Raw genomic sequence first — 16,022 nt, 5'->3', positions numbered from 1 at the left:
CCCCCTGTAATTGGAGAACGTGTCAAAATGTAGGAGCGGCGCCCCGCCGCGATTCACCTATCCGCGGAGTCATCGCGGCGGGGCGCGGCTCCTACTGTCTCTTTGCGACAAGCTGCGGAGAGTTAAACCCAAAAAGATTAAAGAAATTCCCTTCCCGGACGAATATCAAGGATAGATCCTTTGTTTTCTTAACGACCCCCAACCTGCAGAACAGGGGCGCCGGAGAGACAAAACCTGCTTTTACCGATCTTTAATGAGGGAATTTAAATGTCTATCAAAGGACAATCGCTTAGCTCCAGGTTGCTTCTATTGGCACTCGTCGGCACTCTGCTGATGGGCTCGGCTACCGCATATGGGGTGATTACACTGCTTAATGTGCTGGACTCGTATCAATATGCACTGGACCGCCAGACCGGTAATGAGCGCCAGATGCTGATCATGCAGAGTGATTTCAAGAAGCAGGTGCAGGAGTGGAAGAATGTCTTGCTGCGCGGATTCGAAAAGAAGAACTTCGATAAGTACTGGGGTAAATTCGAAGCCAGGGAGGCTTCGATAAGAGCGGCAGGGGAAAAGTTGATGCCCCGGCTGGAAAATGAAACCGCGAAAAAGCTTTTGCGATCATTTCTAACCTCCCATGAGCAGATGGGAGCCGCCTATCGGAGAGGGCTGGAGATGTTCAAACAGTCCGGCTTCGACCCCAGGGTGGGCGACAAAGCGGTGAAAGGGATCGATCGGGAACCCACTAATAAACTCTCTGATGCAGCGGAACATATCTCGCGACAGCTCTACCAATCCACGAGTCATTTACCCGAAAAAAGTTACTATGCAATGGTCGTCAGTATGCTGATCGTGCTGGCGGCGCTGATCGCCTTGACGGGCATCTCTATCTGGATGGTGAGACGCATTATCATTATACCCACCAAAGATATCTCGGTTTCCCTCAAACGTTTTGCCAATGGAGATTTCAGTGAGATCGATATCAGGCATAACGGTGGTGAACTGGGTGAGGTGGCAGAGAGTGCGATACAGGTAAAAGAACATCTCGGCGGCATTATCAGTGAGGTCAGGGGTGCTGCCATTGATTTGACCCGTGCAGCAGGGGATCTCTCTGTGGCAACGCACAGCACTCAGGGCGATCTGGGGCGGCAACAGGGCGATATCCAGCAGGTGGCAACGGCAATGGATCAGATGTCTGACGTGGTCAGCCAGGTTTCCAGTAACGCCCAAGCGGCCGTTGAGGTCGCGCGCAGTGCAGATGCCGCCTCCACTGAGGGCCGTAAGGTTGTGGAGACGGGTATCATTGAGGTCAGAGAGCTGGCGCAGGATGTGGAGGGCGCAGCTGATGTGGTGCAGAGTCTGGAAGGGGATGTGGCTAACATCAGCTCGGTGCTCGATGTCATCAAGAGCATTGCGGAGCAGACCAATCTTCTGGCGCTGAACGCAGCCATCGAAGCGGCACGCGCCGGTGAGCAGGGCCGGGGTTTTGCTGTGGTTGCCGATGAAGTTAGGACGCTGGCGGGGCGTACCCAGGAGTCAACCAGTGAGATTCAGCAGATGATCGAACGGCTTGAGACGGGGTCCGGCCGCGCGGTCAAGGTAATGGCCGAGAGTCGGCAGCGGGTGGAGGCGAGTGTTGAACATGCCAGCAAGGCCGGGGAGTCACTCAGGCAGATTACAGATGCCGTTGCAGCGATAGCGCAGATGAATGAGCAGATTGTGGCGAGTTCAACAGAGCAGACCTCTGTGACCGAGGAGATCCACCGCAGCATCACAAATATCAATGACCTGGCCAGACATACCGGAGAGAGTGCACAGACTGTGTCAGATGCCGGAGAGGGTGTAGCCGCACTGGCCGGTAATATGGAGACCCTGGTAGGACGTTTTAAGGTCTGATCGCGCGCCGTTTCGCAGGAGCGGCTTTGCGCCGCTCCTGCGTGGCTTTTACAACGCGTTGTGCAGTTCTGCGGCCTGCAGCGTGTTCTCCAGTAATGTGGCTATGGTCATAGGTCCCACGCCGCCAGGGACCGGCGTAATCCAGCTGGCGCGTTCGCTGCAGCTGTCGAAATCCACATCCCCCACCAGTTTGCCCTCATCCGTGCGGTTGATACCCACATCGATCACAATCGCGCCGGGTTTGATCCAGTCGCCGGGCACAAAGCGGGAACGACCCACTGCAGCTACCAGAATATCGGCGTTACGGCACTTCTCTTCCAGATCCTTGGTGCGGCTGTGACAGACGGTGATGGTGCAGCGTGCAGCCAGCAATTCCAGCGCCATGGGCCTGCCAACGATGTTGGACTGGCCGATGATGACGGCATCCAGCCCCTCCAGTTTTTGTCCGGTGCGCTCCAGCATGGTCATGATCCCCTTCGGGGTGCAGGGACGTAGAATGGGCATACGCAATACCAGTCGACCGACGTTGTAGGGGTGGAATCCATCCACATCCTTGGTGGGCAGGATGCGCTCAATGACAGACTCCTCGTCGATCTGCTCTGGCAGCGGCAGCTGTACCAGAATGCCGTCGATGGCGTCGTCAGCGTTGAGTTTGTCGATCAAAGCCAACAAGTTATCCTCGCTGGTATCAACGGGCAGATCGTGGCGTTCCGAGTAGAATCCCACCTCTTCACAGGAGCGGCGTTTGTTCCGGACATAGACTTGGGAGGCGGGATTTTCTCCTACCAGAACCACGGCAAGCCCCGGGCGGCGCAGACCCTGCTCAATACGGGCCTCCACCTTGGTTTTGATCTCCTTTTTAAGGTCGGCTGCAATCGCCTTGCCGTCAAGAATCTGTGCGCTCATTTTATCTACTTCCAAAACTGGATTTGACTGGGAAGCGAATCATAGCCTGAAAGGGTGGGGCCTGTAATCAATTCATTGGCACCGACCATTGACCTGACCCGCCTTGATCAGTATTATTCCGCTTCTTCGCGCATCCTTGAGGTGTTGCGAGACCCGAAATCGGGGTATAGCGCAGTCTGGTAGCGCGCCTGCTTTGGGAGCAGGATGTCGGGAGTTCGAATCTCTCTACCCCGACCAAATTTATCTGCGCCCGTAGCTCATTTGGATAGAGCATCGGCCTTCTAAGCCGAGGGTAGCAGGTTCGAATCCTGCCGGGCGTGCCAAATGCGGCGGATAAAAGAGTTTATGGTGGGCGTAGCTCAGTTGGTAGAGCTCCGGATTGTGATTCCGGCGGTCGTGGGTTCGAGACCCATCGTCCACCCCATACACTGACCTTTCCCAAAAGTCGCGGGAAAGGAAAAAAAGCGCAGTCTTTTGGGCCATTAGCTCAGCTGGTAGAGCAGTGGACTCTTAATCCATTGGTCGAAGGTTCGAATCCTTCATGGCCCACCAATAAAATCAAGGGGTTACGAGAAATTGTAACCCCTTTTTTATTGCTCGTAGCGCACTAATCCGCAACAATTCACAAAAATGGCGCACTATATTACAGGTGCCATTTCCGATTCTGTCTGCCCGTTCAAATCATGGCTGCTCCAGATGAGTCAGGGGCTTTCATTTCACTATTGTTGGTGAAATAGAGGGAATATTTCTTCTGAGTGCGCTCATACTGCGCCTCTGTGAGGTTGTGCATTTGTTAATTCAATAAAAAACAAATCGATAGCTAATTAGAACATTGGATATGAAATCCCCTGATAAGAGTCTGTGACATTAAGTATTAAAAAGAAAAAATAGTGCGCGCCATTTATTAAGGCGCACTAGCGGCGCATTATGTTAGCAGAAATGCCTATTCCAGCCCTTAGATTACTATATCCGCAGCCGTAGACTTGTGACGCGCTTGGCTGTCGATTTGTTGTGTGTATTTGTGGGGTAGTGCGCCAATAAAGCGATCAGGCAAAGAAAAAGGGTTAGCTGAAAATCAGCTAACCCTTTGATCTATATATGGTACGAGGGACGGACTCGAATGTATGAATTATCCTATTGTAAAATAAAGAAAAATAATATAACCACTTGTCAATATGCCAACAAATATACCAACATTTTCTGTCTGCTCTTTCCACACAGTTGTGTCTAAAGTTGGTTTGCGTGGAGTCATATTTCTAGCTTTTCCAGTCGGTAACTTCTTCGACGCGAACGAAGTGAGCAACGCTCCGGTCAGGGGCTAGGTTCAGCAGAAATCCGACGTTGAGGTAGATCAGGCAGCGGAAATGGCTGATGCTGAAATCCCCAAGAAGAACGGTATCACCATCGACCAGATGCACAGTACCTGGATTGTTGCCGGCAAAACCTGGCAGCACAAGAACGCCCTCCGGCAGCTTGGCGGATCCTGGAACAGCGCAGGCAAAGATTGGGAATACGATAGCGACCCTACCGCAAAAATCACAGCGTACCTGAGAGATCCTGAATCCCTGGCAGATATGGTGAAGCGGTCGAAGGTTGACTGGCGTTCGATCTGGGAGACTCCAGAGGACCAGGAATACAAGTCGACCCAAGCATCTATTAACAAGACAAAGAACCCTGTCACCATCGGCTTGGTCGAAAAACACTTCGGCGGCTGGGAGTCTGGCAGTATAAATGCCGATTTGGGCGGGGGGATGCACGACAACACCATCCAGTACATGCAGAGCCAGGGCGTCGAGAACGTCGTCTATGACCCATTCAACCGCACTGACGACTACAACAAGGCATCGGTAGAGCGCCTCAAGGGCGGCAAGGCAACCACGGCTACCATCAACAATACGCTAAATGTAATCAAAGAGGCTGATGTCAGAAACCAGCTGCTGCGCGAGGCTCAGGATTCGCTGAAACCTGGTGGCACGTTGTATATCCAGATATACGAGGGTGACCAAACAGGCGCTGGGCGCAATACCAAGGGTGACATCTGGCAGGAGAATAGGAAAACCGCCGATTATCTCGCAGAGATACAAAAGGTATTCCCGGATGCGGAAATCAAGCGAGGCCTGATCACTGCAAAGAACACGATAGTTGCGACCAAATCTGGCGAATCTGCAGTAGAAGGTGATTCTGTAGTTGTCGGTTTATCTGCTGCAATCAAAGAGAAGGCATACCACCAGAAGAAGGGGATGGACATTTGGCGCGTTCGCCTCCAGGGACCGCGCACAGACAGAGAGACATTCGTCGAGCTCAAGACTGCAGCCAAGAAGCACGGCGGCTATTACTCATCATACAAGGGCAACGGTGCCAAGCCTGGGTTTGTATTCGATGAGGAGGCGCAGGCGCAGGCGTTTCTTGGTGATTTTCAGCAAATCATGTCGCCAGGTGGGCGATCATCCTTCTCCACCCCCAAGAATCCCGGCCAAGTTGCCGGGATTTCTACTTCTGCGGTCGAGAAAGCCATCGCACCTGTGCGCCTGGCGTGGCAATCCGGGCCGACAGTTGAGGTTATAGCCAACAAGACAGATCTGCCAAAGCATCTCCGAGAAGAGGCTGGAGACCGCCTAATCGATGGCGTTTACGATCCGACCACGAAGACAGCCTACCTGGTGGCTGATGCGATACCCAGCGCCAGGCAGGCGCGAGTCATTCTGGCGCATGAGGCAGTCGGCCATCATTCCATGGAAGAGATGCTGGGTGACGAGTTCGCAGAGATCCAGCAGAAGGTACAGCTGCTGAAGCAGGCCAAGGATAAGCGTGTCAGCGAAATTGCCGCCGAGGTCCGCGAGCGATATGGCGAACTGGATCCGGCAGACGAATCAGCCGAGATCATCGCAGTGATGGCCGAGAAGGGCATCCGCAATGGTCTGATGAAGCGCGTCTATGCGGCTATCCGTCGGTTCCTGCGCCGGTTTTCTACCCAGATATTCACTACAACGGAACTGGAGGGAATGATTGCCAAGGCTGGTAGTCGGCTTGGGATGCCTGGGTCTAGTGATATTGGCAAGGGCAAGAAGCCTGTGTTTTCACATCCAGGCGATTCTGATGTTTCGGTTCCCGCCAGAACTACTCGATGGATGGGTTTCGATTCACTGCGATTGATTGCGAATTATCCGTCATTGCAATCCCGGCATCCTGAGCATTACAGCAATCCTGCTCAGGTGAAGAAAGATGTGGAATTCGTGCTGCGTAAACCAAATGACTGGTATCCACATGCCGATGGGCGAATCACCATATTCAGGCAGAGCAGAGAGGGGATCCCCTCTCTGCGGATCGACTTTCGCCATGAAAGTGATGGAGCCTACCGTATCGTGTCAGTGTATCCGATGGGTAAACGCAGCATTGCAAAAAAAATGGGGGAAAAGAAAAAAGCCTTGAGCCAGGCCGGTAGTCCCGATTCCCGTATTTCAGGGGGGCGCTTGTTACCTGGACAGCTCACCATCGCCGATTACGTTACCGAATTGGGCGATGAATCATCGCAACCTTCATCCCCCTCCAGGGATGATCTCAAGGCTTCTGACTCGAATATAGATCAAAATAGCGAATCGAGCAAACCCCGCCTCTCCCGCCCACGCCCACGCGCCAGTGAGGAACTGCAGCGCAAACTCCCAGTCAAAACCCATCATTTTCCACCCACTTCATGGGCTTCGCTTTCTTTTTGGCCGTAGACCATTGAGCGAAGCTCGTTTTTTCCCTTCTGCGGTCTTGGGTCCAGTGCTCAATCCACCATGAAACCTGCACCTACCATTCCCGTAAATATAGTTTATCTTACAGGGCATACCTTTCCGGTTTGTTGCACCGCAAATCATAGTTCGACATTCTTCCGGATATGGTGGGAACTGTGGATAATTGATCTCAGTTTCATCCTTCTCCCATGCTTCAAAGATGCGATCCCTTATCCGCCAATAGCATTTGAGTCTTCGGCGTAGTGCAGGTGAAGTTCTGCCTGCATCTGTTTCGATCAAGCCATCATTCATTGCATTCCACCGGTTTACTTAGGTCATTATTATTCCTGCCACTTTCGCCTTCTATCGGTCTCCATGTTGGTTGTTCTGGTCTTGAGAGATATCTTTCGCAATACCGCTGGCTGGTGTCCCATAACCCGGCTATTGCCTCCAGTTTACCTTTGGCACAATGACCAAGGTTTGGGTGGTTAATGCGTTCGAAGTGCGCACAATCACCACAACAAACAGGGTGGGGGCGTGGTATCGGTCTGTCGGCAGCCCGATTCCAACACCAAGGGCAACCCAGGACCTCACCGGTAAACCACAGCCAGACTGGCCCGCATTGTTTGCAGATGGCTCTCTCGGTGAAGTGGGCAGGCACCTCGCCCATATCCATCTCCAGACGTTGTGCCAGCGATCGGGCAAAGGCCGTTATGGTTTCAGTGCTGATGTTGCCTTTGCGCCAGTCGTCGATGTCTTCCGGCGCCAGCGCGTCGCGTACCTCTAACGGGGTGATAGACAAGCCGTAGGTGGCAGTTGAAAGTGCTTCCAATAATTTGGAATTCCCCTGCGCAGAATCCGCAATATTCGCAGAATTACCCGGCATGGGGCTTTTGTGCGTATTGTGCGGATTATGCGTATATGGCTTATCAACTGGATTCACCGCACCCAGCACTTCGCGCCAGCTCATCGCCATCTCTCCCGGATTTCCTGTCTCACTCGCACTATGGGGGACGGTGGACGGCCTGGACCATCTTTTTGTGGTTCCATGACTTCCACGTAACCACGTTCTTCCAGCGCCTCCAGCGCGTCGCGGATATGCTGCACGCGGGGGAAGGTGCTTCGCAGGGCATTGAAGGCATCGCGCACTATGAAGCTTGGCAACCTGCCGCGTTCGATCCAGTCCCACACATGCCGGGCGGCGGCAATGGTGGGATCAGCACCCATCATGTCAAGGGTAGCCAGGCTATGGCGCGTTATCACCGCTATGATCTCCAGGGCATTAATCATTGTTTCAGCTGTGATAACGGCTTCCCAAGGTTTGCCGTGTGCGTGTTTAATCCCGTGCAGTACTCCGGCTAATCGTGCAGCGGCTCCTGGTGCCTTTCCTGCCCAGTCGGTGAAGTGCTCCATGTCGCCACCAGGGCGCATCTGTACTTCGAGGGTTTTGGCGAAGTCGTGCCATTCAGAATAAGCCTCTTCGCTCAGGCGCAACAGATGGGGTTGTTCGTTGCCATCTTCATCGGTGGCAGGCACCCAATCCAACATGGCGCGTATCCCCGCTGTATAGGCATTGAGGGCGCTCTCAGGCACCGGTACGGACTCCAGGGTGCGATAGCCCAGGGGTGAAGGCGGCAATAGGTACAGGAACCGACCCAGTAGACCACGTCCGCGAAACCCTGGCTTGGCGGCCAGTCCTCGCAACACATCAGGCTGAGGACTCAATCCGATGCTCAGACGTGGGCTATGCAGGAACACGGGCGGGCGGCTTCCCCTGTCTACTCGCTCCGCGTCTCCGCTATGGGCCTTTAACACCAGATCCAGGTTGGGGATGCCGTTGGAATATCGACCTTGCAGCAGGTCGAATACGCCGCCCTCCGATGACAACCAGGCCATGCACTCATTTTGCTCGGCCAGCATACTGCCCAGTCGTTCTGGTGTTGCGTCGGATGTCCATATCTGAGGTTGCATCGGGATTTCTGGTAACTCGGCTTCCAGGTCAGCAGCCTCCAGTGCCAAGGCCTTGGCCTTGTTGGTATCCTTTTCCTTTGCTGCCTTATTTCTTTTCTCCTTGGCACGGGCTTCCAACGTCTTGCGCTCGCTGGTGATGTGCTTGATTTCCGGCTCCATGATTTCGGATTGATCGCGCTCCCAACCTATCAACGGTGATGTGGCAGCCGATTGCACGGCGCTCTTGCGATTGCCAGGTGGCAGCGCCACCACAACCCACAGGTTGCAGGGCTCGAAATAACCCGGCTTTACCATTACCCGAAGATGACGGGCGGCAGCGGTAGCGCTGGCCACCAGAATCATTCCGGCAGCAAGCTCCGGCGGTGTCTCTGTGTCAGCAGCGATGGCGCGGGCATAGTCACCGGCCCAGCCTGGCAAGTACGCCAGATCCAGGCGTGGAAGATTGGGGGCATCTAATGGCACCAGTTTTGGCCACTCTTCCTGTGGTGGCGAGGCGGAGTTCAATAGAATGGTGTTCATACCGTCTCTCTTTCCAGCCAAGCGGCCAGATCGTTGAAGTCGGTAAGGTTCTCAGGCGCGCCCACTGGCCATTGAGGAAGGGCCAGCAGGGCTCCCGATGCAATAGCGGCGGCTCGCGCCTTGGTGGCTCCTGGGTTGCCAGTCGTCAGCCGGTCATCGTCACCTGCAATCACCAATTCGGCAGATGGCCAGCGATGGCGCGCAGCGACGGCAACAGGTTTCAGGTTGCCAGCGTCGATGGCGGCCAGTACTAGTGCGGAGGGATCATCTTCCGCCAGGGTGCAACCCGTGGCCCAACCCTCGCAGAGAATCACTCGGGACGCACCTTGCATATTCCCTGCAACGTGAATAAAGCAGCCGTGCTTACGGCCACCAGATAACAACAATTTGCGTCCGTCTGGCTTGATGAATTGCAGGCTTGTCATTTTGCCGGTGAAGTCCATCACAGGGAGTATCAGTGTATCCCTGTACAGCATTGCTCCATTCGCCTTGATGTTTTTGTGGACCAAGTAGGAGGAATGGTCAGGTGCAAGGGTTGCCTCGCCCCAGATCGTGGATGCTCTTTTTGCTGCCTTGGTCTGTTGGATTTCCAGGTCTGCTTTGGCTTGCGCCCGTGCCTCTGCAACGCGGCGTTTAAAGGTCTCGGGTTCATGTGTAGTAAAGGACTTACTCCGCTTTGCATGCCAGGTTTCAGAAAAGCCCGAAGACCAGTCGCCGAAGCAGCCGCCCAGCGCATCATCAAACAATATGCACCAGCCAGCAGTATTACCATGGCGTTTGCCAATGCCGGGAAAGCGGTAGAATTTACCTGGCTTGATGGCATCGGGTGGTATCAAGCCAGAGGCCTGCATGGCATCGCGGAACTGGGTGATTGCATCAAACATTTTGCAATCCCCCATGTTGGATAATCCAATCTGCCACACTTATTGGGAGTAAGCCCCACAGGGCCAAGGTAACGATTGTTGCTTTAACGCGAGATGCAAAGCCGGTAGAATTAAGCGTGTTATCTGAAGTCTTTGGAGTCGCCTGGTGCCAGCCAGCGCGGCCCATTATTTTTCTGATCATGACATCTCACTCCCCGGTTTGTTGAATCAGAGCGCGGATGTCTTCGACTCGCCAAGCAGTAATGCGAGCCCCCAAGGTTCTTACCGGCTTCGGGTAGCGACCAGATTTCACTCCAGCCCACCAAGTTGATTTGCCAACCGGGATGATCGCAGGGATAGGTGGATCTGCTTTGGGATTTCCGATGATTTGTGGAAGCCGAAGGTAGCCGGTTTCAGGAAGGCTATAAGTCATACTCATTTGTACACATCCTTATTGGTGATTGATGGATGTGTTCAGACTGCAGCAATCAATCAAGTCTGGCGATAATGGAGGGCTATAGGAGGGCTACGGTCGGGCTATGGTCGGATTGGCTGCTTTTTTCCAAACAAGACTGGAGGGCTATGGTCGGATTAGGTCTTTTAGGTGTGCGCTTCGTGTTGGGAGGTTATTTGCGAGTTTTCGTTCAGTCTTGTCTCTGGTGTAGTGTCCTTTATCTATTAGCCACTCTGAAACTTCCCAAGGGTCGAATGTGCTCTCAGCATTGCCTGTGCCAGTTGATATTCTGGCTTTGATTAACCCATTGCGAGATGCTTTGTCAGCACGTGTTTTCCATATGTCTAGGTTGTTCTGCTCATCCCGATCCAAAGGAAACATCCTTGCAATCCCAGATAAAGGTAATGGATCAAACGCTGATACCCATTCATTATTAGGGACGTCAGCATTATCGTTATCTACAGAGACTTCATTAGTCGCTGAGGTCGGTTTCTGTGATTTGCCCTCGGTTTTTTCAGAGAGGCTATTATGCTTGTCCGTAAAATAGTGCTCGGAAATAGAATCTATCTGCAGCGTAATTCTATCCAGCTCCATCTGCTTCTCCCTTCGCTCCTCCATTGAGGCAGGTTGAATTCTCTCAAGCTCTTCGAGATTTTTTTGTAATTTTGGAAGCACTTCGATGGCTTCATGGAAGGCACGGTCATATTCTTCTTTATCAAGTGTTACCTTTCTATACGTGCAATCTACTTCATTAGGAAATAGTCCTGATGGTAGAGGCCAGGAATGCTGTCTCAGAAAATCTCTGAGTTCATCCAGTTTTATTTCTAAGCCCTGAACGTGCTGCTCGATGGGGTGATTGAGTTGCCAGCTATACTGCAATCCATTCCGATAAACGGGCAATCCAATTAATACGCACCACAGATATAGCAGCTCACGCTGCTTGTCGTTCCTGAACCATGGGCGTGAATGGAATTGGTGGCGAAATTGATCGTATAGAGCGTTATTTGATTTGTTGTCGTAGATACGCTTGATGAGATTTTTAGATGCAGTGGAATTCTTGCCGTAGAAAGTATCTGTTATCAGGCATGTGTGAAATTTCTCAAATTCGACTGTCATCCAGGGTGAATATTTTTCAGTTGGCAATATTGTAGCTAGTCCAAAGTCTTCTTCTTCGATTGCTTCCACATATGACAGCGCAAACAATCCACTTTTTAGTGGTGGAAATGAGTCATCATCTGTTCCACTAAAGCGTGTGCAGCCAAATATTGGATGCATGTCAAACAGGCGTCCTTCAGCAATCTTTGCACCAATGATGGCTTGAGGTTCAATTCCCGGTTGTTCGCCCCAGCGCTCAATGAGTTCTTCACCGGTAATGTAACGTTCTTCAGGTTGGTAATTGGCAATGTCGTCCTCTAGGAACCAGCAAGCCATCAAAGGTGATAAATAGTCAAAATCACATTCGTTCCCAAGGCTGTAGTGAAATCTTGATGGTGGATTCAGTTCATTGGCATTCAAATATGCTGCGAGACCACCGTTCTCAGGCCCGAGAAATATCCACGCGGCCATTTCGTCTTGCGTCGCACCAATCCGGTCAGCCAAGCGGGAGAATGCCTTTGGATACGCGATGAACTGAGCCATATTTTGCTCCAAGTCTGTATTTTTTCTATTCCTTGGATTATATGGGTCTTTACAGTACATTTGGGTATTATTGAAGGTACTTAGGATATTGGCCCTGATTTCTTGGGGTGTGAACATGGAACTGATTGATAATATTAATAATCTTCTCGGTGATAGCTTCAAGCAGACGATTACCTCTGGGTCAAAATTGAAGATCGCTGCCTCCTGCTTTTCCATCTACGCCTATGAGGCCCTCAAGGATGAGCTGGAGCACATTGACTCACTGGAGTTCATCTTCACCGCACCAACCTTTGTTCCCAATGAGGTCAGCGATAGAATCACCAAAGAGCGCCGTGAGTTCCATATTCCAAAGTCAGAGCGTGAGCGTAGCTTCTACGGCAGTGAATTTGAAGTGCAACTCAAGAACAAGCTGACTCAGCGGGCAATTGCCCGAGAGTGTGCAGCCTGGATACGGCGCAAGGCGCGTTTCCGCTCCAACAGCGGTAAGGCACCGATGCAGCAGTTTGCCGGTGTGAGGGAGGCGGACTCAGAAGCCGTTTATCTGCCCCTGCATGGTTTTACCGCCGTGGATCTCGGCTACCAGCAAGGCGATGCTGTCTCCAATTTCGTCAACAAAATAGACGAGCCACCTCTCACCAGCACCTATCTTTCGTTGTTCGACCAGATCTGGGATGACAGTGAACAACTGGAAGATGTTACCGAACGACTCTGTGAGCACATCGACTCGGTCTATCGTGAGAATTCCCCGGAACGCATCTATTTCATGATGCTCTACAACATCTTCAATGAGTTCCTGGAGGACATCAGCGAAGATGTATTGCCCAATGACCTGACAGGCTACCAGGACAGCCTGATCTGGCAGAAGGCCTTCAATTTTCAGCGTGATGCTGCCACCGGCATCATCAACAAGCTGGAGACCTATAACGGCTGTATCCTCGCCGATAGTGTTGGCCTGGGTAAGACCTTTACCGCACTGGCAGTAATCAAATACTACGAGTTGCGTAACCGCTCCGTTCTGGTGCTCTGCCCCAAGAAGCTGGCAGACAACTGGCTCAACTTCAACCGCAATCTCAAGACCAATATCCTCGCCAAGGATCGTCTCAACTACGATGTGCTCTGCCACACGGATCTGCTGCGTACCAGTGGTGACTCATTCGGCACACCGCTCAACCGCATCAACTGGGGTAACTACGATCTGGTGGTGATCGATGAATCCCACAATTTCCGTAACAACGATGTCTACAAAGACAAAGAGACCCGCTACCAGCGTCTGATGAATGCGGTTATCAGGGAGGGCGTCAAAACCAAGGTGCTGATGCTCTCTGCTACACCAGTCAACAACCGCTTCAGCGATCTGCGCAACCAGTTGGCGTTGGCCTATGAGGGGGAATCTGACGCCCTTGGCCGGAAGTTGCGTACCGAGAAAGATATTGATGAGATCTTCCGCCGCGCACAGAAGGTATTCAATGCCTGGTCGGATCTGCCACCGGAAGAGCGGACTGCCGGCGCGATCCTCAATGCGCTGGACTTCGACTTCTTCGAGCTGCTCGACAGTGTCACCATTGCCCGCTCACGAAAACATATCGAAACCTTCTACGACACGGCGGATATTGGCAGCTTCCCCGAGCGCCGCAAGCCGCTGGCGTTTCATTGTGCATTGACCCAACGGCATGATGTCATCGGCTTCAACGAAATATTTGGCCATCTATCGGCGCTAAAGCTCGCGGTCTATGCCCCGGTGAGCTATATCCATCCCAGTCGTCTCGCTAAATATGAAGCCCTCTATGATACGGTAGTGGAGGGAGGAAGAGGCAAACTCAGGCAGGTGGATCGGGAAAAAAGCCTCCAGGCCTTAATGACCACCAATCTGCTCAAGCGACTGGAAAGCTCGGTTCAGGCGTTCCGTATCACCTTGCAAAAACTCAGGAATAATCACCGAAACACCCTCGACAAGATAGACCTGTTTCTGACCACAGGCTCCAGTGCCAGCTTTACTGATATGGCCACTGCTTTTTCTGATCTGGAGCCGGACGATGATGAACTGCCGGATCTGGAAGAGGCCAGCATCGGTGGCAAAATCAAAATCAGTCTGGCCGATATGGATCTGCCCTCCTGGCAGCAGGATTTGGAAGCCGACCTCGCTATTATTGATCAACTGCTGACCGAGATGGGTAAGATCAGCCCGGAGGATGATACCAAACTGCAACATCTGAAGACTCAGATCGAAAGCAAGTTAGCCTCACCCATAAATCCGGGCAATCACAAGGTGCTGATCTTCACCGCCTTCGCCGATACCGCCGACTACCTCTACGAGCATCTGGCACACAATTTTCTTCATAAGCGTCATATCCATACCGCCAAGGTCACAGGTTCCAGCAGCCCGAAATCAACGCTGGGCCGGGGTTATGACTTCCAGGAACTACTCACGCTCTTCTCGCCACGCTCCAAAGAGAAGGCGCTGGTACTGCCTGATGAATCCAGTGAGATCGAGATACTCATCGGCACAGACTGTATCTCCGAGGGGCAGAATCTTCAGGATTGCGACTATCTGATCAACTACGACATCCACTGGAACCCGGTCAGAATCATCCAGCGCTTTGGGCGTATCGACCGTATCGGCTCGCCTAACGCCAGCATCCAGCTGGTCAACTACTGGCCCGACATCACACTGGATGAGTACATCAACCTCAAAGAACGGGTCGAGAATCGCATGGTCATCGCCGATGTGATCGCCACCGGCGATGACAACGTGCTCAGTGCCGAGGCCAATAATGTCTCCTACCGCAAAGAGCAACTGCGGCGACTCCAGGAAGAGGTGATCGACATGGAGGAGTTGAAGACCGGCGTTGCCATTACCGATCTTGGTCTCAACGATTTCCGCATGGATCTGCTCAACTACATCAAGGGCAATGGTGATCTCTCCAGCATACCCAACGGTATGCATGCTGTGGTGTCAGAAGATGCCCAGCGCGGCCTGCTGCCCGGTGTGATTTTTACCCTGCGAAATCGCAATCAGGGTATCAACATAAACCTGCAGAATCGCCTGCACCCCTTCTACCTGATCTACATCGGCAACGATGGAGAGGTGATCAGCGACCATACCGAAGTAAAGCGATTGCTCGATCTGACTCGTACTGCCTGCAAGGGCAAGGCGCAGCCCATCCAGGAGAGCTACCAGCGATTCAACCGGGCGACCCATGATGGCCGGGAGATGCAGGTCTACTCCGATCTGCTGGATCAGGCGATTCACTCGATGATCGAACGCAAGGAGGAGGGCGATCTCGACAGCCTCTTCAGTGCTGGCAGCACCACGGCCCTGACCCACACCATCCAGGGATTGGATGACTTTGAACTGATCGCTTTCATCGTCATCCAGGCCAATCCATGACTGGATTGCTGCTTCACTACCCCAAACAGGCGGCATTTGGCCGGGTGGTGCCGAAAAACAAAATCTACCAACATGCCAAACCCAGCCGTGCCCTGAAGCAGCGTTTTGTTGAGCAGATTGATAAAATCATCTGGCGCTACAAACTGGCGCCGGAGACCATCAACCTGCCGCGCAACCGCAGCGTGCCGGAGATTGAGATTTTCGAGATTCAGCTGAAAACCCCAGAGCTGAAAGAAGAGCTGCTGCGCGCTATCGACCTGGCAATACCTTTCCCCATATTGTTTGAGTTGCGCCACCAGGGACAGATAAGATTCACTGCTGCCTATAAACGGCCTAGCGAGGCCGATGGTGCAAAGTGGGTGGTCGATGGCTACCTCAGCTCGCCCTGGATCGCTGCCGATACCGAACGCAAACCACTGCCGGTGGCACTGGATCTGGCGCGGCTCTACGAACAACTGCTGCGTGCGCTGCTGCCGCTACAGGAACGAACGGGCGAGACCCTGCCGGACCAGCTTAACCGCTACGCTGAGATTCAGCGCAAAGAGCGTGAACGCGACAAGCTGGAGAGCCGTCTGCACCGAGAGAAACAGTTCAATCGCAAGGTGGAGATCAATGCCGAGCTGCGCGCCGTTCAAGAGGCGCTGGCCGCACTCTCCGCCTGAACAAGATAACGA

Annotated in this window: 9 protein-coding genes and 4 tRNA genes; 8 read left to right on the top strand and 5 right to left on the bottom strand. The window is 52.8% G+C overall.

Annotation, left to right across the window (positions count from 1 at the left end; translation table 11 throughout):
• Positions 1-267 precede the first annotated feature (267 nt).
• Entirely contained in the window at positions 268-1,893 is a 1,626-nt protein-coding gene (locus tag HPY30_04880) for a methyl-accepting chemotaxis protein (GenBank protein ID QYZ65373.1), read from the top strand.
• 48 nt (positions 1,894-1,941) lie between these two features.
• Here HPY30_04880 and folD read toward each other — a convergent pair whose 3' ends face one another.
• Positions 1,942-2,799 (bottom strand): bifunctional methylenetetrahydrofolate dehydrogenase/methenyltetrahydrofolate cyclohydrolase FolD, encoded by an 858-nt coding sequence (gene folD / locus HPY30_04875; GenBank protein ID QYZ65372.1) that lies wholly within the window; start codon positions 2,797-2,799, stop codon positions 1,942-1,944.
• Between the two features lie 160 nt (positions 2,800-2,959).
• Here folD and HPY30_04870 point away from each other — a divergent pair.
• The 5 genes from HPY30_04870 (at position 2,960) to HPY30_04850 (ending at position 6,518) form a co-directional block, all read left to right on the top strand.
• Positions 2,960-3,036: transfer RNA gene (locus HPY30_04870), tRNA-Pro, on the top strand.
• Between the two features lie 9 nt (positions 3,037-3,045).
• Positions 3,046-3,122 (top strand) — tRNA-Arg (locus tag HPY30_04865).
• Between the two features lie 25 nt (positions 3,123-3,147).
• Positions 3,148-3,223, top strand: a tRNA-His gene (locus tag HPY30_04860).
• Positions 3,224-3,275: 52 nt separating this feature from the next.
• Positions 3,276-3,351 (top strand) — tRNA-Lys (locus HPY30_04855).
• Positions 3,352-4,163: 812 nt separating this feature from the next.
• Complete coding sequence (locus tag HPY30_04850) at positions 4,164-6,518, top strand: hypothetical protein (GenBank protein ID QYZ65371.1); 2,355 nt, start codon at positions 4,164-4,166, stop codon at positions 6,516-6,518.
• Between the two features lie 301 nt (positions 6,519-6,819).
• Here HPY30_04850 and HPY30_04845 read toward each other — a convergent pair whose 3' ends face one another.
• From HPY30_04845 to HPY30_04830, 4 genes are all read right to left on the bottom strand, one after another.
• Positions 6,820-7,491 (bottom strand): hypothetical protein, encoded by a 672-nt coding sequence (locus HPY30_04845; protein ID QYZ65370.1) that lies wholly within the window; start codon positions 7,489-7,491, stop codon positions 6,820-6,822.
• Positions 7,482-9,005 (bottom strand): DUF3987 domain-containing protein, encoded by a 1,524-nt coding sequence (locus tag HPY30_04840; GenBank protein ID QYZ65369.1) that lies wholly within the window; start codon positions 9,003-9,005, stop codon positions 7,482-7,484. Before HPY30_04840 ends, HPY30_04845 begins: the two co-directional genes overlap by 10 nt.
• The gene (locus HPY30_04835) at positions 9,002-9,889 is read right to left on the bottom strand and encodes a hypothetical protein (GenBank protein ID QYZ65368.1); all 888 of its coding nucleotides are present in this window, start codon (positions 9,887-9,889) and stop codon (positions 9,002-9,004) included. The genes HPY30_04840 and HPY30_04835 overlap by 4 nt, the downstream gene beginning before the upstream one ends.
• 559 nt (positions 9,890-10,448) lie before the next feature.
• Positions 10,449-11,960, bottom strand: a complete 1,512-nt coding sequence (locus HPY30_04830) for a hypothetical protein (protein ID QYZ65367.1) — start codon at positions 11,958-11,960, stop codon at positions 10,449-10,451.
• A 115-nt stretch (positions 11,961-12,075) separates the two neighbouring features.
• Between HPY30_04830 and HPY30_04825 the strand changes: the two genes are divergently transcribed.
• Entirely contained in the window at positions 12,076-15,348 is a 3,273-nt protein-coding gene (locus HPY30_04825; protein ID QYZ65366.1) for a DEAD/DEAH box helicase family protein, read from the top strand.
• Positions 15,345-16,010 carry a DUF4391 domain-containing protein gene (locus HPY30_04820; GenBank protein ID QYZ65365.1) on the top strand — a complete coding sequence of 222 codons (666 nt, stop codon included), beginning with the start codon at positions 15,345-15,347 and terminating at the stop codon, positions 16,008-16,010. The genes HPY30_04825 and HPY30_04820 overlap by 4 nt, the downstream gene beginning before the upstream one ends.
• Positions 16,011-16,022 lie beyond the last annotated feature (12 nt).

The sequence above is a fragment of the Gammaproteobacteria bacterium (ex Lamellibrachia satsuma) genome, from assembly GCA_019623805.1.
In the GTDB taxonomy this organism is placed as follows: Bacteria; Pseudomonadota; Gammaproteobacteria; order Chromatiales; family Chromatiaceae; genus QGON01.
This window is presented reverse-complemented; position numbering and strand designations above follow the sequence as displayed.

Excerpts from the sequence above, each read along its gene's own strand:
- HPY30_04825 (QYZ65366.1), top strand. The coding sequence starts at position 12,076 with ATGGAACTGATTGATAATATTAATAATCTTCTCGGTGATAGCTTCAAG.
- HPY30_04880 (QYZ65373.1), top strand. The coding sequence starts at position 268 with ATGTCTATCAAAGGACAATCGCTTAGCTCCAGGTTGCTTCTATTGGCA.
- HPY30_04850 (QYZ65371.1), top strand. The coding sequence starts at position 4,164 with ATGGCTGATGCTGAAATCCCCAAGAAGAACGGTATCACCATCGACCAG.
- HPY30_04840 (QYZ65369.1), bottom strand. The coding sequence starts at position 9,005 with ATGAACACCATTCTATTGAACTCCGCCTCGCCACCACAGGAAGAGTGG.
- HPY30_04830 (QYZ65367.1), bottom strand. The coding sequence starts at position 11,960 with ATGGCTCAGTTCATCGCGTATCCAAAGGCATTCTCCCGCTTGGCTGAC.
- HPY30_04845 (QYZ65370.1), bottom strand. The coding sequence starts at position 7,491 with ATGGCGATGAGCTGGCGCGAAGTGCTGGGTGCGGTGAATCCAGTTGAT.
- HPY30_04835 (QYZ65368.1), bottom strand. The coding sequence starts at position 9,889 with ATGTTTGATGCAATCACCCAGTTCCGCGATGCCATGCAGGCCTCTGGC.
- folD (QYZ65372.1), bottom strand. The coding sequence starts at position 2,799 with ATGAGCGCACAGATTCTTGACGGCAAGGCGATTGCAGCCGACCTTAAA.
- HPY30_04820 (QYZ65365.1), top strand. The coding sequence starts at position 15,345 with ATGACTGGATTGCTGCTTCACTACCCCAAACAGGCGGCATTTGGCCGG.